Below are 19,057 nucleotides of genomic sequence, written 5' to 3'. Positions count from 1 at the left end.
ATGGATCAAATATATAAACAATCCGTTTTTTGCATCCCATAAACCAATAAATATCTGGAGGATATATTGGTATTTGATGAAGTTTCTGCAGGTGGGCCTCGTAATATTCGTCGGCATCGCCCTGATGGCGGCAGGGTGCGTTGAGGCGACGCCGGGAGATGGGAGTTCGGACACGCCCTTCTGGGTCAAAGAGACGACGGCACCGGCTGGCACGCCAACGACCACGGCGATACTGGATAGCGAGTATGTGAGCCCGGCAACACCGTATCCCGCGACAACGACACCGGCCAAAGTCCCGGCTTCCCGTCAACTGCCTGAGAATACCCAGGATAAGCCGGTGTACCCCGAAGTGCTTCGTGAGACGATCGATCTGAAGGGTGAAGCCCACGCCTGGACGATCAATGCCACATATCCCCCCCTGATCGTAGATATCGTTGTGACGCCGGAAACGGAAACGAGGACGATCGTCTATCAGAGCAGTTACGGCGACAGGGACGAAGAGAAATCGACGGTGACGCGCATCAGCCCGAACAGTCATCTCGAGGTGACGATACGGGACGCAAACGGGAATATTGTAGCACAGGACGGTTTCAACGGGAAGTACACGGTCGGGAGATCCAAACAACTGCTGGTGCTCAGGGGAGGGGCCTATCAGGTAGACCTGCGCGGCACTGCGGTTGTTGCCGACATTTCTATAAAAATAGGTAAGATCGAGGGAGAAAACGCCGTGTCCGTCTGACCCCGGCGGCAGGAAGGATGAGGAACGATTATATGGGATGAACACCTATTTTTTTAGGCACAACCATTGTGTCCCGGTAGGGTAGTGGACATCCTAGAAGCCTGCGGAGCTTTTGACCCGGGTTCAAATCCCGGCCGGGGCGTTTTCCTTTTTTCATGTTCTTCCGATTCAGGGAAATTTTATCGGACCCTTCAGACAGTTATAGGAACTCCATTGACATCAAAATTTCAACATATTTATAAGAACTCAAAATTTTATTTCTGGATCAAAAAAGGATCATCTAAATAAGAAATAATAAAATAAATTACATCAACCGGACCCTGCCCGATCAGGGGGAAAAGGTCAGACCACCGCGGCCGACCCTCACGCTTCAAGCAGCACGCCGGCACCAGACACTGGATCAGATAAAAAATGAAACTGCTCACGCATGTCGTTCTTGTTATGATCCTGGTGGCTTCTGCCCTGATCGGCGGCATCTTTTTCGCCTCAGATTATCTTCTCATCCAGAATCTGAAAGAAACCGAATATACCGCCGTGACAGAGTCCTGCAATCTGGTGAACCACACCATCCAGCGTGAGATCGATACGCTGGGAGTCACCGGCAGGGACTGGGCAACGTGGGACGACACCTATTTCTTTGTCCAGAACAGGAATCAGGCATATATCGATTCCAATCTCGTCGACGAGACCTATATCAATACAGATCTGGACTGCTTCCTCATCCTGAACAGCACAGGGATGCCGGTCTACGGCAGAACATTCGACCACGAAAACCAGACCGCCGTTCAAATCCCGGAGAATTTCCTCACCCGGATCGAAGAATCCCTGGGGGCTCAACGCTCCGACACCGTCGAGGGGATCATCGTCTTCCCCGAAGGGCCGATGATCGTCGCCGCAGAACCCGTGCTGCGGAGCACCGGCGAGGGCCCCGCAGTCGGCACCCTGATCATGGGGCGGTACATCGACGACGATCTGACCGGAGAGATCTCAGACATCACCCAGATGCCGGTCACGATCCGGTCCGCCGGCGACCCCTCCATCTACAGCGGCCTCTCCCAGAACCCGGGGCCGGAAGACGGCACACCGATCATCATCGCACCCTCGGAGAACAAAACGATCGTCTCAGGGATCATTACCATCCCCGATATCAACGGAAAACCCGCCTTCACCACCAGGATCGACCTCACGCGCCACCTTTACCTTCAGGGCCTGGAGGCCATTTATGCCTATATTATCATCATCACCGTGATCTGCGCGATGGCAGGGATCGTCCTCATCATCTCCCTCAACAGAACCCTCATATCCCCTCTCGAGATAATGAGCGGCACGGTCACCGCCATCAGGAAGGATCAGGATTATTCCCGCCGCATGCGCGAAGGAGGTGTCGCCGAGATCGAGACGCTTTCAACATCGATGAACGCCCTCTTTTCGTCCCTCCAGTCTTCGATTGAGCAGCAGAAAGAGTATGAGGAGATTCTCCGGGAATCGGAGGAAAAATATTCCACGCTCTTCCGCTCGGCAAACGACAGTATCTTCATCATCAGAGGGGACCGCCTGGAAGACTGCAACACCCGCGCCCTCGAGGTCCTCGGACGCACCCGGGAAGAGGTTTTCGGGGCGCCGATCGAGATCCTTTCCCCGGCGTACCAGCCCGACGGCCAGCGCTCTGCCGACGCCATCAGGGAGTACATCAGGAGGGCGTATGCCGGCGAGTCCCTCAGTTTCTCGTGGGAGTATCAGACCGCAGACGGAACGCACCGGAACGCCGAGATCACGGCGAACAGGTTCGACCTGCGTTCGGGAGCGTACCTGCTCGTCATCGGGCGCGACATCACCGAACGGCTCGAGATGGAGAGACTCAAGGACGAGGCGTTCGGCCAGATTGAGCAGAACCTCGAGCAGTTCGCCATATTAAACGACGAGATCAGAAATCCCCTCCAGGTTATTCAGGCGATCGTCGAGATGGACTCCTGCAAAGAGGCGAAATCCGTCCTGACGCAGGTCGAGATCATCGACGACCTCGTCAACCAGCTCGATCGCGGCTATATCGAGTCTGAGAAGGTCAGGGAGTTCCTCAGGAAGCACTACCGGATCGGCGAGGAAAAATAGACGCCCCGGTTGGTATGAAAAGTTACAGGATGGTCTGGACGAAGCCATTCGCCCGCCAGTTTCCGGGAGCAGATGGGGGATCGGTGCCCCTCTGCCGGGGGTCTGCTGCCCCTCGGAACTGCGATTGGGGCAGGGACGGGAAAACCGCGCCAGCACGCCGTTCCATCATTTTTCATCGAGAGATGCTCCGCCCCTCCCGTCCCCGCATATTCGGGGCAATCCGCTCCAATGGGGTGCAACCCCCGGGCAGAGGATGGCGTTGTGTGAGCATACGGGAAATCAGGTTATGCCCCTGCCGGGGGGCCTGCTGCCCCCCGGTCCCCCCGCAAATACGATAGGGGCGGGGACGGGCAAACCGCGCCGGCACGTCCATCCATTATTTTTCATCGAGAGATGCTCCGCCCCTCCCGTCCCCGCATATTCGGGGCAATCGTATGCAGGGGGCAGGGGGTGCAACCCCCGGCGCGGTGTCCTCTCCACCCTGAGTAATTATCGCATCTTCGCACCGAGAGCGTGAGGGTTCTGGAAAATCGAGCAGCCCTTACCGGGGGGCTGGCCGCCCCTGACCCCCCTGCAAATACGATAGAGACAGGGACGGGAAAGCCACGCCAACCGGACCATCAGGATTTTTTCATCGATAGATGCACCGCTCCTCCTGTTCCCTCATTTCAGAGGCAATCGTGTGCAGGGGTCCGGGGGTGCAACCCCCGGGCAGAGGCGAACTTCGCTATTCGTTATATCGTCTCTTCACGTCGAGGATGTGCGATTTCTGGAAAATCGATAAGACCTCTCCCGGAGGGCTTGCCGCCCCCCGGTCCTCCCGGCGCGAAGATGGTGGAATGCGAATGCGTCACGCTCGCATCCGAAAAAAATGAGGGGGCCTACAAAGCCGGCGCCTCAGAGGCGCCTGAGCATGTTCCCGAACTGGGGAAGGAAATCCTTCTTCCGCGACATCACGCCGTCGAGCCTCTTCGGCTGCTCGGCCATGCCCATTTTTGCAAGGTTTACCTCGTCCGCCGCCGCAAAGAGGTCGCTTGCATTTTCAAAGACGTTGGTGAAGAGGGCGACGAAAAAATCCGCGCCGGTCTCTTCGCGGAGCGCCGCCACGTTTGCCCTGATCTCTCCTGCATGGGAGGCGGAGAACTCAAAGGAAGGGACGGTGACCTGCGAGATGACCACGCTCTTCTCGAAGAGGTTGTAGTGCTTCGTATCCCTGAGCAGGAGTTCGTGGAGGGGCACGTTCTCCAGCTCGATCCCCTGCTGGACGAGTTCGATCCCGAAGGCACCGGCATCGACACCGGCGATGCCGGCGAGGTAGTTCACCGCCCGCTCGTCTTCAGGGGTGGTCGTGGACATCTTCAGGGCAAGGGTATCTGAGAGGACACCCGAGAGGAGAAGGCCGGCCGTCGAGGGCGTCGGTTCGACCCCGCTCTCGATGAACTTGCGGGTGATGATCGTCGATGTCGAGCCCACCGGGTCGTTGAGGAAGCGGATCGGTTTTAAGGTGGTGATCGCCCCCAGGCGGTGGTGGTCGACGATCTCCATGACGTCGGCCTTCTCGATACCGTCCACGGCCTGCGAGTACTCGTTGTGGTCGACCAGGATCACCGACTTGTGGATGTCGTCGACGAAGGTGTTCCTGGAGACCATGCCGAGGAGACGGTTGTCTCCCTCGACCACGCAGGCCGTCCTGTACTTGGAGTTCGAAACGACGTCCTTGACATATTCCAGCGGGTCGGAGATCGCAATCCGCGGGACGTCGGTCGCCATCACCATGCTCGCCGGAAGGGAGAGGTTGATCATCTTACCGACCCCGAAGGCGTCGAGGGACGTGGCAAGGACGGCGACGTTCCTGGCGACGGCGGCGTTGATCATCCGGTCGCCGACCGGCGAACCGTCGGCGATGATCAGGGCGGCGATCCCCGCGGAGATCAGGGCCAGTTGCGCCGGTTCGTTGTCGCCGACGATGGCGACGTCGCTGGAGGTGAGGCGGGAGAGGGAGACGTGGAGGGCGTCGATGGCGATGTGCACCCTCCCTTCCAGGAGATCCTTGCCCGGGACGACGATCCGGGCATCCAGGATCTTTGCAAGGGTTTCGAGTTTGATGGGCGTGATCGAGAGTTGCTGGATCTTCGTACGCGTCACGTAGGCACGTGCAAGGCCGTGTTCGCTCACCAGACCGAGAAGACGCCCTTCGTCATCGACGATCGGCATGTTCCGCACGCCGTGCTCGTCCATCATGGCGACGACCTCGATCGTCGGGACGTCGGCGCGCGCGCTCAGCGGATAGGTGAAGGGGAGATCGGAGACGTTCGGCTCGACGCTCTCGATGAAGAGCGGGGCTTCGACGCCGAACCGTTCCAGAACGAACCTGGTCTCCGGGTTTATATCGCCGCACCGGGCCGGGACGTATTTTCCAGGCTCTTTCGAGTTGAGGAGTTCGGCATAGCCGATTGCGCTGCAGATGCTGTCGGTATCAGGGTGCCTGTGCCCGATCACATAGACCTTATTCATGATGATCCTCCGCGTGGAGCAGGGTTGCCGCTATAGACTTGCCCGTCCGCCCTCTTATCCCCTTGCCCCGAGGGAGGGGGGAGGCTGTCCCTGACCTCGGCGGGGCCAAGAGCACCAGACTTTACCTCTTGAGGGCGAGCCCTGCCGAAAAGGCGCGTGCGATCTCTGATCCCACGGCGCGATAGGTTCGGGCGGCAGAGTCATAGATGAAGGGGGCGATCTTCTCGACGTTTGGTTTTCCGTCAGATCCGAGGACGGATCCGTCCACCTTCACGTCGACGATCTCCCCGATGAACTGGGTGTGGATGCCGATCTCGACGGTCTGCGAGACCCTGCACTCGAGCACCACCGGGAACTCTGCGATATAAGGGGCGTCCACCACGTCGCTCTGCACGGCGGTCAATCCTGCGGCCCTGATCTTGTCGGCATTTCTCCCGGACTCGATCCCGAAGTAGTCGGCCTCTGCCACATACCGGGCCGGCGGGATGCAGACGGTGAAGGCGGATCTCGCCATCAGGTTCTCGTAGGTCTTTCGCACTTTCTGGACCGATACGGCGACTGAAGGAGGGTCGGACGAGCAGATGCCGCCCCAGGCGGCGGTCATGGCATCCGGGGTGCCCGCGGCGTCGTACGTGCAGACGATCAGGACCGGGTGCGGGTAGAGGAGCGTTTTCGCACCTATCGATTGCTTCATGCCCTCCAATAGGGGCGGCGGGCGGTAAGTCAGTTGCGATCAGTGCCGGGGGGAGGCCGGAAAACACTTCGCCAGGCCCCCCGGATGAAACAGGAAGAATCTCTCAAAAATACCAGGATAAAAGATGAACATCCTTCCTGCCGGCAGGAAATCGATCCGACAGGGCGCCTCAGGCACCCCGATCAAAAAGGATCAGGGGCAGGAGGCGCGGAAAATCACGGGGGCTACTCGTTGACCTCGTTTATTGCGAGCTCGTACATCCAGTCAAGGAGCAGAGGGCACTGCTCCACGATGCAGTCGAGTTCGCAGGCGATGCAGGGGATCAGCTCTTCGCCGGCCATCAGGAGCGCCGGGTCGACCGCCTGCTGCCGCGCCTTCAGCTGATACGTCTTGATGCCCTCTTCCCTGAACTCGATCCGGTCGATGAGGCCGGCATCGAATAATTTCTTAACGACGCGCGAGCACTTCCGGCTGTCGATGTCGAGGAGTTTCCAGAGCTCGCTCTGGAGAACCCCCTCGGGCCTTGACTGGATGATCTTCAGGGCTTCGTCTTCAACGGACGGCATAATCCTATCAGACAAGAGGCGAGATCGTCAGAATATTGTTCCCTCTGATAACGACCGTGCCAAGGCTGCGCCCGCGCTGCTCGCCGGTGTACTCGATCGTCTCTTCCATATGCAGGTTCAGGTGTTCGTCCACCGCAACAAGCCTGCCCTGCAACTTCCTTCCCTCGTCCTTGATTTCAACATTAATCCTGGAATCAACAAGAGAATATACCTTTTTGACCGGCAGAACAATACTGTTGACCATCTGAGGTTATGTGGCGGTCGAAGGTATTGAATCTTTCCATCAGCCCGGAATCCTTCAATCAGCCACGATCCTGCAGATACCTCATCGATCTTCGGCCTTCCCCGGCGGTTCCACCGCAGCGTCAGCGGCCAAAGACCGGATCGTCATAGAGGTCGGCAGGCCCGATGAGCATGCCGTCATGGATACTGAAGCCCAGGCACGCCGTTTTCGGACGGACCGGCGTCATATCGCAGAGGCTGACCGCCATGAGACCATTTCCGGCCGCGGCGGTGATGGCCTCCCCGACGACCGGCAGCCCTTTCCCTGCCCTGACGATGAGCGCCGGGTCAGGGCCGCGGCCGGCTGCCGCCGCCGGCAGGCGATCCTGCCGTTCGACCCTGACCGGAAGGCGCCCGCCTTCGAGGTGACGAAGGAGACCGCAGATCTCCGCGGGGGTGGAAAAGACCGACCCGTCGTCGCAGGTGAACGAAAACCCCCCGCACATCAGGGGTTCCCTGACCAGAGCCGGAGAGGTGAAGGGGTCGGCAAAGATCCGGCAGAGGGGCATGCCCCAGACGCTCGGGGCGGCACCGGCGGAGAGGAAGACCAGCACCGCCTCTCCGGGCCGCTCTTCAAAGGTGAGGCTGACCGTTTCGGCACCGCCGCTCCCGGACAATCCGATCTCACCTGAAACGATCCTGCATGCCGCACAGAGGTCGTCAACGACACAAACAGCCCCATCCTCCCCTGCTGAGGTGAACACAGAGGCCAGTCTCCCTCCCGCCCTGGTGGTGAACGAGTCGATGATCCGCTTACCGTGCTCGGCCCTGAGCAGTTTTGCCGCTTTCTCCACGAGGAGCGGGTGGGCCCGCAGCCCTGCAGGGAAGCCGCCGAAGTCGGCCGTCAGGACCGTGAGAGTGATCATACCCGCGACCGTTCGAACGTCTCCTTCACCAGGCTGATCATGTTCATCGACCCGACATAGATAGGCGTGCGCTGGTGCGGTTCTGCCGGTTTGAGGTCGAGGAGGTCAATATGGCCATCAGTGATCGCACCGCCGGCCTGCGCCGCGATAAAGCCGACCGGGATCGCCTCGTACAGGAGCCTGAGTTTTCCCTTCGGTTTTCCCTTCAGGGCCGGGTAACAATAGATCCCGCCGTATTTGAGGATCTGGTGGAAATCGGCAACATAGGACCCGGTGTACCGGAGTTTTGCCCCGTCCGCCTCGACGGCGGTGATGAAGGCGGCGTGCTGATCGATCCAGTCAGGCCTCCCGCCGCCGGTGCCGTAGAGGTTTCCGTCAGGGATCCGCACGTCCCGTTCGAGAAGGCGGTAGACGCCGCCGTGGTCCATCGCAAAGATGCAGACGCCCTTCCCCACCGTCAGGGTGAGGGTGGTCATCGGGCCGTAGAGCATATAGAGCGCCGCCTTCAGGTCCCGCCCGGGCTGGAGGACGTCGCCGCCGCCGAAGATGCCGACGATCGTCCCGACGGCGAGGTTCGTCTGGATCAGGGACGACCCGTCCATCGGGTCCATCACCACGGCATACTCGGCCTTCGCCCCGGGAAATGTCCTGACCTCGTCCTGCTCCTCTGACGAGAGTGCGCGCACCAGCCCGGACTCCCCGAGGACGCGGGTGATCAGTTCGTCAGACCAGGTGTCCATCGCAGCCTGCCGCTCGCCATAGACGTTCTCGGATTCGGCATATGCCTGATGGGTGATGAACGCCTCCCTGATCGGCTGCGCCTGCTCTGCGATCAATTCTATCAGTGTGCAGAGGTCGGTTTCGCAGCCTGCAGACTCCAGATACTCATGCAACGTCGTCATAATATCCTCTCCCTGTGATTCTCAACTCCGTCCCTTATAGAGTGCGCCCCCTTCTTCAGGACGGAAAAATATTGTTCAGTTGCCCTTCAGAAGGGCCAGGGCATCCTCAAGGGACGCACCATCGATGGTGATCGCCGAGATCGCATTGCACATCCGCACCGCTTCCTCGAGGGACTTCTGGTGGATGTTTCTCCCGGTGGCGTTCCCGGAGCAGCCGCCGGTGTGGATCTGCTCGTAGAGTTCCTTGAGGAATTTCGCTTCATCGACGCTCGACCCGCCGGCGCAGACGACTTTTGTCCGCCCTGCGGCGAGGGTGGCTTCTTTGAGGAGGACAGCCGACGCCGTCCCCTCTTTCTTCGGGGCATTGACCTTGACGAAGTCCGAACCGAGACATGCGGCGACACCGGTCGCCCCGGCGATCAGGTGCGGGTCCTTCTCGTCCTTGACCGCCGCACCGCGGGGGTAGATCCAGAGCACCGTGAGAAGACCGTGCTGGTGCGCCTCAAGCACCGCCTGTGCGGCCTCGGCGAGCATCTGGGCCTCGAACTCCGACCCGAGATAGATCGTGTAGCCGACAGCGGCGATCTTCAGCCCGGTCTGGTTCCTGAGGGCGACCACCTGGGCCACCGTGGTGATCATCGGGCTGGCCGGGTCTTTCTGGGCGGTCTTGACCAGGTGCGTCTTGGAGTTGAGTTTGACGAGGTACGGCACCTCGGGATAGTCCCGGCCGTACCGGGCGACCAGCCCGATCTGGGTCGCAAAGACGCCGATGCGCCCCTGGCTTGCGATCCTGAAGAGGTGCTCGGGTTCGGCATCGTCCTGGTGGATCCCGTCGCCGTAGAAATCGTCGTTGAGGTGTTCGATCTTCTGGTCGCCGGCAAAGAGCATGAGGCGGCCCGTTCCCTTGGTGATGGTCGAAAAGTTATCGATATAGGTCTCCCTTACCTCGTCAGGGACATCGGCAGGGACAGATACGGAAACATTCGCAGACATACAGACTCAATCATTTCACCCGGTACTTATGTTTTACTGGAAAGGCGTCAGGGGACGGTGCAGAAACAAAAACAGGGGGGTGGCGATCAGGCCGGTTCAGAGGTTTTCGAGGATATCCTGACAGGTATTGATCGTCATCTGAGACCGGGCGATCATCCTGGTCGCAAGCATGGGCGCAACCATCGGGTCAAGGCTGATGGCGCGGTTGTAGCACTCCATCGCCTCCATATAGGGATCGATATTTAAGGTGCCCATCGTCGCACCGGGCTTTCCCAGGTCTGAGAAGGCGGTCTTCATCTCCTCTTCCATCAGGATCGAGATGGAGAGGAGGGCATCTCCCCTCCTGATCCATGCAGCCGCATCGCCGGGCCTGAGCGTTACGATCCGGTCGTAATAGTCTGCAGCTTCTGCATAATTGCCGAGGTTGAGGCTGGCGGCGCCGGCACGTTCAAGGGCGGCGAGATCGGTGCCGTCGATGGCGAGGGCATCCATCGCATACGCATACGAGGTCTCCATATCTCCCATCCTGAACAATGCCGTCGCCTTGCCGGCAAGAGCGTCGGCGGCGTCCGGGTCTTCCGCGAGGATCAGGTCATAGCAGGCCGAGGCCTCTTCGTTCCTTCCCAGCGCCGAGAGCGCCTTCCCCTTCTCCATGAGAAGATCGCAATCGGCCGTCGCAACCGGGAGGGCCAGATCGGCAAAGACGACCGCGGCATCGTACTGACCCACCGAGATCAGGGTGCCGGCGGCGGCGGTGCTGGTGTTGGCGATCGCCGAGTCGATGAACGCAGGGTCTTTTGAGGTTTTGTCCGAGATATAGACCCAGGAAGCGGCGACGACCAGCAGGATCAGGATGATCCACTTCAGCTTCATCTGGACTCAATATGTCGCTCAATGATAAAGGCATTGTTTTTTCAATCTGCCATATTCAAGTGAATACAAAATTGAACGGAATTTATCGGGCAATAAGTGGATTTGGGCGCATGTAGCCAGGGAGTTCTCGTTCAGGGGCATCGCTGTAGAAAAAGGGGGGAGGTCAGCTCCCGTGCATGGGCGCGGGAATGGTTGCAGGCCTCTTCTTCTCGAGCGCGACTTCAAGTTTTTCTGAGAGGGCCCTGATCCCGGCGAGATCTTTTGTTCTCGCGTAGACCGCCTTCCTGAGGTCCCCTGCGAGGGTTGCGACCTCATCGCCGCCTTTCCCTGCCGCAAGTCCGGCCCGTTTAACAAGGGCGGCGGCCTTTTCGAGGACCGAACGCTGTTCGTGGGAGTAGAGGATCTCCCAGGAGAGCCGCTCGAACTCTTCGAGGCTCTCAGGCGAGAGCGAGCCCTTCACCTTTCCAAAGGCGGTGTCGAAGTGCTTCTTCGTGACCCTGACGTTGCCGATGGCATCGGTGCGCTCCTCGGCAGTCTTGTCCTTCATCGCCGCGATGAACTCCCGCATCGCCGCGAGTTTCGCCTCCCTGACGACCGCTTCGATGTCGGCGCCGACGTAGCCGTCGCTCCGGGCGACGAGATCGTCGATGTCGACGTCAGATGCCATCATCTCCTCGGTGCCCTTCAGGTAGACCTCGAAGATCTTCTTCCGGCTCTCCAGGTCGGGCGGGGGGACATAGACGATCCGGTCGAGGCGGCCCGGGCGCAGGAGGGCGTCGTCGAGCATGTCAGGGCGGTTTGTGGCGCCGAGGACCATGACGCTTTTGAGCTCCTCCAGCCCGTCGAGCTCAGTGAGGAGCTGGGAGACGACGCTCTCGGTCACGTGCGAGGAGTCGGCATACGAGCCGCGCTTTGGCACGAGGGCATCGATCTCATCGAAGAAGATGATCGACGGGGACGCCTGCCGCGCCTTGCGGAAGATCTCGCGCACGCCCTTTTCAGATTCGCCGACCCACTTCGAGAGGAGCTCAGGCCCCTTTACCGAGATGAAGTTGCACTCGCTCTCGTTCGCCGTCGCTTTGGCGAGCAGGGTCTTTCCTGTTCCGGGCGGGCCGAAGAGGAGGATCCCCTTCGGGGGTTTGGTCTGCATCCGGGCAAAGATCTCAGGGTACTTCAGCGGCCATTCCACCGCCTCGGTGAGTTCGGCCTTCACGTCTTCAAGCCCGCCGACGTCCTCCCAGGAGACGTTCGGCACCTCGACGAGCACCTCGCGCATCGCCGAGGGCTCGACATGCTTTCTGGCCTCGTCGAAGTCCTCGGCCGTGACCCGCAGTTTCTCGATCAGTTCGGCCGGGATCTCCTCCTCGATCTTGATCTTCGGGATCACCTGCCGGAGGGCGTGCATCGCCGCCTCCTTTACCAGGAGTGAGATGTCGGCGCCGACGAAGCCGTGGGTCACGTCGGCGAGATGCTGGAGGTCGACGCTCTCCGCAAGGGGAACGCCGCGGGTGTGCACCTGGAAGATCTCGTGCCGCCCCTTCCGGTCGGGGATGCCGATCTCGATCTCGCGGTCGAACCGCCCGCCCCGGCGCAGGGCCGGGTCGATGGCGTCGGGGATGTTCGTCGCCGCGATGACGACGACCTGTCCCCTGGTCTTGAGCCCGTCCATCAAGGAGAGGAGCTGGGCGACGACCCGCCGCTCCACCTCGCCCTTCGTCTCCTCGCGCTTGGGGGCGATCGAGTCGATCTCGTCGATGAAGACGATCGTCGGGGCGTTCTCCTGCGCTTTTTCAAAGACCTCGCGCAGCCGCTCCTCTGACTCGCCATAGTACTTGCCCATGATCTCGGGGCCCGAGATGGAGATGAAGTTGGCATCCACCTCGTTTGCGACAGCCTTCGCGATCAGGGTCTTGCCCGTGCCTGGCGGGCCGTAGAGGAGCACGCCCTTCGGGGGCTCGATCCCGAGGCGCTCGAAGATCTCGGGGTGCCTGAGCGGGAGTTCGATCATCTCCCTGACCATGTCGAGCTCGCGGCCGAGGCCGCCGATGTCCTCGTAGTGGACGTCGGAGACCTCCTTGCGCTTCCCTTCCTCAGGCTTGTACGGCGTCTCCTTCAGCTCGATCTCGGTCGAGTCGTTGATGATCGCGATCCCCCGGGGCGAGACCTTGGCGACGACGAAGGTCAGGGGGTTGCCCAGGACATTGATCCTGAAGGTCTGCCCCTCGACGACCGGCCTGCCGTTCATCAGCCGTTTGAGGTACTGTTCGCCGCCGACGAGACGGATCGGCTGGGTCGGCTGGAAGACGACCTTCTGGCCGTAACCTGCCTCCACCTTCCGGATTTTGACGGTATCGTCGATGCCGGTATGAGCGTTGCCGCGGATGTTGCCGTCGATCCTGATGATGCCTTTCCCGATGTCCTCGGGATAGCCGGGCCAGACGATGGCCGCGGCCTTCTGCTTGCCCTGGATCTCGATCACATCGCCGGAAACGAGGTTGAGGGCCTTCATCACGTCCATGCCGAGGCGTGCGATCCCCCGACCGGCATCCTCGTGATAGGCCTCCTTCACCGTTACTTCAATCTGATCTTTCTGCATGAGTATATCTCCAGTGAATGGGATTTACTCAAAGTTAGTGACACCAATATATAAAAGATCGCAATGCGGCACTAACAACTGCAGGCGATAACTTCTTCCTCGGTAACGACCAGGTCCATTCGGCGGTCAAAGGCTTCGCAGGGGACGGACGGCACTTCCTGGCACGAAAAAGCAGCGCCGACCACCGGGACATCGGGTGCCCGGGAGAGGAAACGGTCATAATACCCGGCGCCGTAGCCGATGCGGCTGCCGGTCCGGTCGAAGCCGACGACCGGGACGACGATCAGGTCGAGGTCGTCAGGGGAGGCCGGCACCTCGCTGCCGATCGGTTCGGGGACATGGAAGGTGCTCTCGACAAGGACCGACCTATCGGTCAGATAGGAGAGGCGAAGCGTTCGCCGCTCCTTCTCGATGATCGGGACGACGACCCGTTTTCCGGCGGAAAGGAGGGCGTCGATCAGCCCGGCAGTCTCGACCTCAGGGGGCTTTGAGACATAGACCATCACCGTCCCTGCGCCGTCGGCGAGGGCGAGGAGGCGGTCGGCGATCGTCCGGCTTTTCTCCTCGATCGCTTCGGGGGAGAGGGCACACCGGCGGGCCTTCGCCTCAAGGCGCATTGCCTGCTTTATCTGAGCCTGCCCCATGGGCGCGGTATTCATCACGATCTATTCTTCGGACTCGTGGATAAAGAATCCGCCTCTGGCAGCCTGTCCCTGAACGCCCTGAGGGCCGGGGCAAGGACATGGGTCTTGCCGATGATGCCGGCGATGAGGATGGTGTCGAGGATCTCGTCTCTGGTCGCCCCTTCCTTCAGGGCCGTTCCGATATGCACCCGCACGCAGTTGTCGGCACCGGCACCGGCAGCGGCGGCGATCGCCACCAGCTCCGCGGTCTTCGGGTCGAGGCTTGCCGGGCGGGCGGTATGGTAGTCGCCGAGCACCGAGAGGGCGAAGGCTTCGGGGCGTTCGCGCATCAGGGTGAAGATAAAGGGCACGACGCCGAGCCATTCCTCTGTCTGTGCGATGATGTCGTCTCCCATCTCGTCTGCACGAGAGAGGAATTCATCGATGGTCTTCTGGTTTTCCGGCTTCATAAAAGCATTATCGACGGCGACTCATATGGGTCTATCTCTTTCCCCTCCAGCGGACATTTGCCATAGGGAGGGGAGAATCTCACGCGAAGCCGCGAAAAGACGCGAGGGGCTGAAGACCATCTCAGGACTTCGTTTCTTCAGATGAACGAACAGGTGTGCCGGGGCGGTCGAGACAGAGCACGCGGAGAGCGGACCTGAGATGGAAGGTTCCCGGATGAACGGGAGAAGAACAAAAAAGATTTAGAAGTGGAAGTTCTTGTTCACGATCTTCAGCGCACAGTAGTCGCCGCACATCGTGCAGCCGTCGGTGTCGGCGGGCATCCGCTCGTCCCTGATCGCCTTTGCGCGCTCGGGGTTCATGGCCACGGCGAACTGGCGGCCCCAGTCGAGGTCGCGGCGGGCATGGCCCATCTCGAGGTCGGCGTCGCGCTTCTTCAGCTTGATCATGTCGCCGACGTGGGCGGCAATGCGGGAGCTCATCACGCCTTCATAGACCTCCTCGGGGGTGGGCAGGGCAAGGTGCTCGGCCGGCGTCACATAGCAGATGAAGTCGGCGCCGTAGGCCGAGGAGAGGGAGGCGCCGATGGCGGCGACACGGTCGTCGTAGCCCGGTGCGATGTCGGTGACCAGGGGGCCGAGCATGTAGAAGGGTTTCCTGTTGGTGACCCGCTTCTGGACGATGACGTTCGCCTCGATCTCGTCGAGGGGGATGTGGCCCGGCCCTTCGATGATCGTCTGGACGCCGAAGGCGTTCGCCTTGTCGGCGAGTTCGGCGTTGATGATCAGTTCCTGGAGCTGCGCCCGGTCGGTGGCGTCATGGACGGCGCCTGAGCGCATGCCGTTCCCGAAGGAGAGGGTGACCTCGTGCTCCTTGAGGATCTCGAGCAGGTAGTCGAATTCGGCATAGAGCGGGTTCTCCTGCTCGTTGTGCAGCATCCACGCCGTCATGAAGGCGCCGCCGCGGGAGACGAGGCCGCCGTGCCGACCCTGGTTCTTCAGCCGCTTCATGGTCTCCAGATTGATGCCGGTGTGAATGGCCATGAAGTTCGTGCCGAGCTTCGCCTGCTCCGCGGTGATCCTGAAGAGATCGTCGGGGTTCATGAAGACAACGCCGCCCTGGTTCCTGGCCGCCTCGATGAAGGCCTGGTACAGGGGCACCGAACCGACCGAGAGCGAGGTGTTCTCGATGACGCGACGCCTGATCTCGAGGAAGTCGCCGCCGGTCGAGAGCTCCATCAGGGTGTCGGCGCCGGCCTTCTCGGCCATCCGCACCTTCTCGATCTCCTGGTCCACGTCCACGATATCGGTGGAGGTGCCGATGGAGGCGTTCACCTTGGTGCGCAGGCCTTCGCCGATCCCGCAGATCTTGACCTTGCGATACGGCGAGACCGGGATGGTGATATGGCCTTCGGCAACGCCGCGCCTGACAAACTCCTCGGTGACCCCTTCATTTGCCGCCACGATCTTCATTTCTTCGGTGATGACGCCACGCCTGGCATCCTCTAAGAGACTCATACCTATCTCGTTGGAAAAATAACCAGATAAAGGCTCGTATTTCCATTTTCTGGCACAAATGTGCTTGATCGCCCCACAAGTAAATTTGTTTACGTTTGTGCAAGATGGATTTATCAGATAGTTCAGGCCGTTTTTGCCGGGTTTATTCGCCCGTTCGCATTGTTAACCTCCCCGGCACCGGCATGCCCTGCAACCGTCCATTCACCTACGTCGAGGCAAAATTCTGAACCCCCCCTAACCACATGTTCCTGCAAGATAGATTCTATAAAACTCCTCACCCAAGATATAACGACGGTGGGTTTTTGAAGGCGAATTTCGGAGGGTTCATACCACTCAGCACCGTGGACTGGCGAGGCAGGGCCGTCTGCACGGTCTTCCTGCGCGGCTGTCCTGTCAGGTGCCACTACTGCCAGAACGTCGCCCTGCAGGAGGGCCGGGACGAGCGCGACATAGACGAAATTCTCGCCATGATCAGGGACACAACCCTCCTCACCACCGGCGTGGTCTTCTCGGGCGGAGAGGCGACGATGCAGAAAGAGGCCCTCGTCGCCCTTGCCCGGGGCGTACAAGAGATGGGCCTTGGCGTCGGGCTCCAGACGAACGGCGTCTTTCCCGGGACCATCCGCGTCCTCCTGGAAGAGCACCTCGTCGACAAGATCTCCCTCGACATCAAGACCAGGTGGAGCCATTATCGCAACCTCTTCAAGGTGGACTATGCAGACCGGGTGAAAGAATCGCTTGCACTCTGCACCGAGGCGCATAAGAGCGGCGTTCTCCCGGAGTTTGAAGCGGTCGTGACCGTGTTCAGGGGGTGCGAGGACGATATCCCCTATATATCAAGAGAGACAGAAGACGTCGATCTGGTCCTCCAGCAGGGGATCGTCAGAGGCGTCTCCCCCCTGACGTTCGGGGAGTTTGCAGAGATCGCCGACCGGATCAGGCGGTCGGTGAAGATCCGCACCCGCGAGGACGGCGAGGTGGTCTATGAGGGCAGGCGCATCATGCGCGGGGAGAGCATCGATATGAGCGGGATACGGAGTATGAGATGAAGGTCATCGGTGTTGTCGGAATGCCGGCAAGCGGGAAAGGCGAGTTTTCACGGATAGCAGCGGACCGGGGCATCCCGGTCGTGGTGATGGGAGACATGATCAGGCGTGCCGTTGCCGGTGCCGGCCTCCCGCTGACCGACGAGAATATGGGCAGAATTTCAGCCGAACTGAGGGCGACCTACGGCATGGACGCCGTCGCTCACCTCACGGTCCCGGCGGTGGAGGAGACCGGCGCACCGGTCGCCCTCATCGACGGGATCAGGGGCGGGGCCGAGGTGGCGATCTTCAGGGAGCGTTTTCCCGCATTTCTACTTGTCGGGGTCAGGGCCTCCTTTGAAACAAGGCTCCGCCGCCTCGGCAGCCGCGGCCGCTCAGACGACCCGCACTCGGCCGAAGACCTGAGACGGAGGGACGAGCGCGAACTCGGGTGGGGGCTTGGCGACGCCCTTGCCACGGCAGACATATATATCGAGAATGAAGCCACGGTAGAGGAATACGGCAGACGGGTCGCCCGTCTCCTCGACGCCGTCGGAGGGTGCGAATGAGCGTCAAACCGTATTTTTCCTCATCGTCAAAGGTATGGGAATCACCCGAATGGGTCTTCGGGATAGAGGAAGCAGATTTCTCCGGGTGGGAGATCTCGGCGGACGGCAATTACCGCCTGGAAAAACCGGCGAACAAACAGGTAATCTGTGACGTCATCGAAAGCACGGGCCTTGCCGTGACCGTGCACGCCCCGTATGCCGATCTCAACCCCGCCTCCATCAACGACCCCATCTGGCGGGAATCGGTCAGGCAGATCTGCTCCTGCATCGAGCACGCCGCCGACCTCACCGATCGGGTCACCATGCATCCGGGGTATCTCTCCCCGGCCGGAAAACTCCTGCCAGAAAAGGTATGGGAGCAGCAGAAAGAGGCGTTGCGGGTGATCGGGCGGTGCGCATGCGATCACGGCGTTGTGGCCTGCCTGGAGAACATGATCAATATTCCGGAATTCCTCTGCCACGACCCCTTAGAACTCCTCGGGATCACCGAGGGGATCGAAGGGATCGGAATCACCTTCGATATCGGCCATGCAAACACCGTCAGGAAAGTCGACGGTTTTCTCGCCCAGATCAAAAACGCCAGCCATCTCCATATCCACGACAACCATGGCAGCTCTGACGAACACCTCGCCCTCGGCGACGGCACCATCAACTGGAAAAAAGTCGGCCATGCCATTGCGGCGGGATATGGGGGCGAGGTGGTTGTGATCGAGGGACGGAGCATCGAAGAGGCAAAAAAGAGCCTCGATGTCTTCAGGAGGTGGTTTGTATAGCCGGAGAGACCCTGCAGGTGTACTTCCTCGGAACGGCCGGGGCCCTGCCCACGCCGAACCGGAACCCCTCCTGCGTCATGATCAGGCGGGGCTCTGACACCCTGCTCTTCGACTGCGGCGAAGGGGCGCAGCAGCAGATGATGCGGGCGAGGACCGGTTTTCTCGTCGACGCCATCTTCATCACCCACTGGCACGCCGACCACTTCCTCGGCGTTCCGGGTCTTGTCCAGACCCTCGCCTTCAACGGCCGGACCGAACCCCTCCCCGTCTACGGGCCCGAAGGAGTCCATGATTTTGTGGATTACACACTCAAGATCGGCAGAACCCGACTCAGCTTCGACCTCCAGCCAGTCACGCTGGCACCGGGATCGATCGTCCGCTTCGACGGTTATCAGGTAGAGGCGTTCGCGACCTGCCACGGCATGACGAGCCTCGGCTATGTCCTCAGGGAGGACAGCCGTCCGGGGCGTTTCGACCGGGAAAAGGCGATATCCCTCGGCGTTCAGCCAGGCCCGCTCTTCGGCCGCCTCCAGCGGGGCGAAGCGGTCACGGTTGTGCGGGACGGAGAGGAGGTCACCGTCACGCCCGACAAGATCCTCGGCCCGCCGCGGCGCGGCCGGACGGTCATCTACTCAGGCGACACCAGGCCGCTTCATCACGGCCCGATATCAGGGCTCGAAGACGCCGATCTCCTCATCCACGATGCCACCTTCGACGACACCGAACTGGACCGTGCCGGCGAGGTCTTCCACTCCACCGCCGGCGAGGCAGGAGAGGCGGCGGCGGCGCTCAGAGCACAGACGCTCGCCCTCGTCCATATCAGCTCGCGCTATACGTCCACGGCAAACCATATACAGGATGCAGGGCAGAGATTTGAGGGAGAGGTACTCGCACCGTCCGACCTGACGATGGTCGAGATCCCCTTCAGGGAGTGAAGTGAGCATGACA

18 protein-coding genes and 1 tRNA gene are annotated in these 19,057 nt (G+C 60.6%); 7 read left to right on the top strand and 12 right to left on the bottom strand.

Annotation, left to right across the window (positions count from 1 at the left end; translation table 11 throughout):
* Positions 1-76 precede the first annotated feature (76 nt).
* The 3 genes from METLI_RS04360 (at position 77) to METLI_RS04350 (ending at position 2,848) form a co-directional block, all read left to right on the top strand.
* Positions 77-739 carry a hypothetical protein gene (locus METLI_RS04360; protein WP_004038349.1) on the top strand — a complete coding sequence of 221 codons (663 nt, stop codon included), beginning with the start codon at positions 77-79 and terminating at the stop codon, positions 737-739.
* A gap of 70 nt (positions 740-809) precedes the next feature.
* Positions 810-881 (top strand) — tRNA-Arg (locus METLI_RS04355).
* Between the two features lie 269 nt (positions 882-1,150).
* Positions 1,151-2,848 (top strand): CHASE4 domain-containing protein, encoded by a 1,698-nt coding sequence (locus tag METLI_RS04350; RefSeq protein WP_004038348.1) that lies wholly within the window; start codon positions 1,151-1,153, stop codon positions 2,846-2,848.
* A gap of 897 nt (positions 2,849-3,745) precedes the next feature.
* Here METLI_RS04350 and METLI_RS04345 read toward each other — a convergent pair.
* From METLI_RS04345 to thiC, 12 genes are all read right to left on the bottom strand, one after another.
* On the bottom strand, positions 3,746-5,362 hold the full coding sequence (locus METLI_RS04345; RefSeq protein ID WP_004038347.1) for a putative manganese-dependent inorganic diphosphatase: 1,617 nt from the start codon (positions 5,360-5,362) through the stop codon (positions 3,746-3,748).
* Between the two features lie 121 nt (positions 5,363-5,483).
* On the bottom strand, positions 5,484-6,056 hold the full coding sequence (locus METLI_RS04340; RefSeq protein ID WP_004038346.1) for a flavin reductase family protein: 573 nt from the start codon (positions 6,054-6,056) through the stop codon (positions 5,484-5,486).
* 224 nt (positions 6,057-6,280) lie between these two features.
* Complete coding sequence (locus tag METLI_RS04335; RefSeq protein WP_004038345.1) at positions 6,281-6,622, bottom strand: helix-turn-helix transcriptional regulator; 342 nt, start codon at positions 6,620-6,622, stop codon at positions 6,281-6,283.
* 7 nt (positions 6,623-6,629) lie between these two features.
* Complete coding sequence (locus METLI_RS04330; protein WP_004038344.1) at positions 6,630-6,866, bottom strand: LSM domain-containing protein; 237 nt, start codon at positions 6,864-6,866, stop codon at positions 6,630-6,632.
* A gap of 121 nt (positions 6,867-6,987) precedes the next feature.
* Positions 6,988-7,770: a fructose 1,6-bisphosphatase gene (locus METLI_RS04325; RefSeq protein WP_004038343.1), complete on the bottom strand. Its 783-nt coding sequence runs from the start codon at positions 7,768-7,770 to the stop codon at positions 6,988-6,990.
* Entirely contained in the window at positions 7,767-8,672 is a 906-nt protein-coding gene (locus METLI_RS04320) for a class 1 fructose-bisphosphatase (RefSeq protein ID WP_004038342.1), read from the bottom strand. The genes METLI_RS04325 and METLI_RS04320 overlap by 4 nt, the downstream gene beginning before the upstream one ends.
* Positions 8,673-8,747: 75 nt before the next feature.
* Positions 8,748-9,665 carry a beta/alpha barrel domain-containing protein gene (locus METLI_RS04315; RefSeq protein ID WP_004038341.1) on the bottom strand — a complete coding sequence of 306 codons (918 nt, stop codon included), beginning with the start codon at positions 9,663-9,665 and terminating at the stop codon, positions 8,748-8,750.
* A gap of 96 nt (positions 9,666-9,761) precedes the next feature.
* Positions 9,762-10,538: a tetratricopeptide repeat protein gene (locus tag METLI_RS04310; protein ID WP_004038340.1), complete on the bottom strand. Its 777-nt coding sequence runs from the start codon at positions 10,536-10,538 to the stop codon at positions 9,762-9,764.
* Between the two features lie 163 nt (positions 10,539-10,701).
* Complete coding sequence (locus METLI_RS04305) at positions 10,702-13,134, bottom strand: CDC48 family AAA ATPase (protein ID WP_004038339.1); 2,433 nt, start codon at positions 13,132-13,134, stop codon at positions 10,702-10,704.
* A gap of 71 nt (positions 13,135-13,205) precedes the next feature.
* Positions 13,206-13,793, bottom strand: coding sequence for a 5-formyltetrahydrofolate cyclo-ligase (locus tag METLI_RS04300; protein ID WP_004038338.1), 588 nt, complete (start codon positions 13,791-13,793; stop codon positions 13,206-13,208).
* Entirely contained in the window at positions 13,793-14,227 is a 435-nt protein-coding gene (locus tag METLI_RS04295) for a carboxymuconolactone decarboxylase family protein (RefSeq protein WP_004038337.1), read from the bottom strand. Before METLI_RS04295 ends, METLI_RS04300 begins: the two co-directional genes overlap by 1 nt.
* A gap of 240 nt (positions 14,228-14,467) precedes the next feature.
* A complete protein-coding gene (gene thiC, locus METLI_RS04290) occupies positions 14,468-15,742 on the bottom strand; it encodes a phosphomethylpyrimidine synthase ThiC (protein WP_004038336.1) in 1,275 nt (424 codons plus the stop codon).
* 242 nt (positions 15,743-15,984) lie between these two features.
* Here thiC and METLI_RS04285 point away from each other — a divergent pair, with 242 nt between their 5' ends.
* The 4 genes from METLI_RS04285 to rnz are packed head-to-tail and all read left to right on the top strand — an operon-like array spanning position 15,985 to position 19,044.
* Positions 15,985-16,791 (top strand): anaerobic ribonucleoside-triphosphate reductase activating protein, encoded by an 807-nt coding sequence (locus METLI_RS04285; RefSeq protein WP_004038335.1) that lies wholly within the window; start codon positions 15,985-15,987, stop codon positions 16,789-16,791.
* Positions 16,788-17,336: an AAA family ATPase gene (locus METLI_RS04280; RefSeq protein ID WP_004038334.1), complete on the top strand. Its 549-nt coding sequence runs from the start codon at positions 16,788-16,790 to the stop codon at positions 17,334-17,336. The genes METLI_RS04285 and METLI_RS04280 overlap by 4 nt, the downstream gene beginning before the upstream one ends.
* Positions 17,333-18,109 carry a sugar phosphate isomerase/epimerase family protein gene (locus METLI_RS04275; RefSeq protein WP_004038333.1) on the top strand — a complete coding sequence of 259 codons (777 nt, stop codon included), beginning with the start codon at positions 17,333-17,335 and terminating at the stop codon, positions 18,107-18,109. The genes METLI_RS04280 and METLI_RS04275 overlap by 4 nt, the downstream gene beginning before the upstream one ends.
* The gene (gene rnz / locus METLI_RS04270) at positions 18,106-19,044 is read left to right on the top strand and encodes a ribonuclease Z (protein ID WP_048104059.1); all 939 of its coding nucleotides are present in this window, start codon (positions 18,106-18,108) and stop codon (positions 19,042-19,044) included. The genes METLI_RS04275 and rnz overlap by 4 nt, the downstream gene beginning before the upstream one ends.
* The last annotated feature ends 13 nt before the right edge of the window (positions 19,045-19,057 follow it).

Source organism: Methanofollis liminatans DSM 4140, assembly GCF_000275865.1.
Lineage (GTDB): Archaea > Halobacteriota > Methanomicrobia > Methanomicrobiales > Methanofollaceae > Methanofollis > Methanofollis liminatans.
Note: the sequence above shows the minus strand (reverse complement) of the source record. Positions and strands in the feature narration are given on the sequence as shown.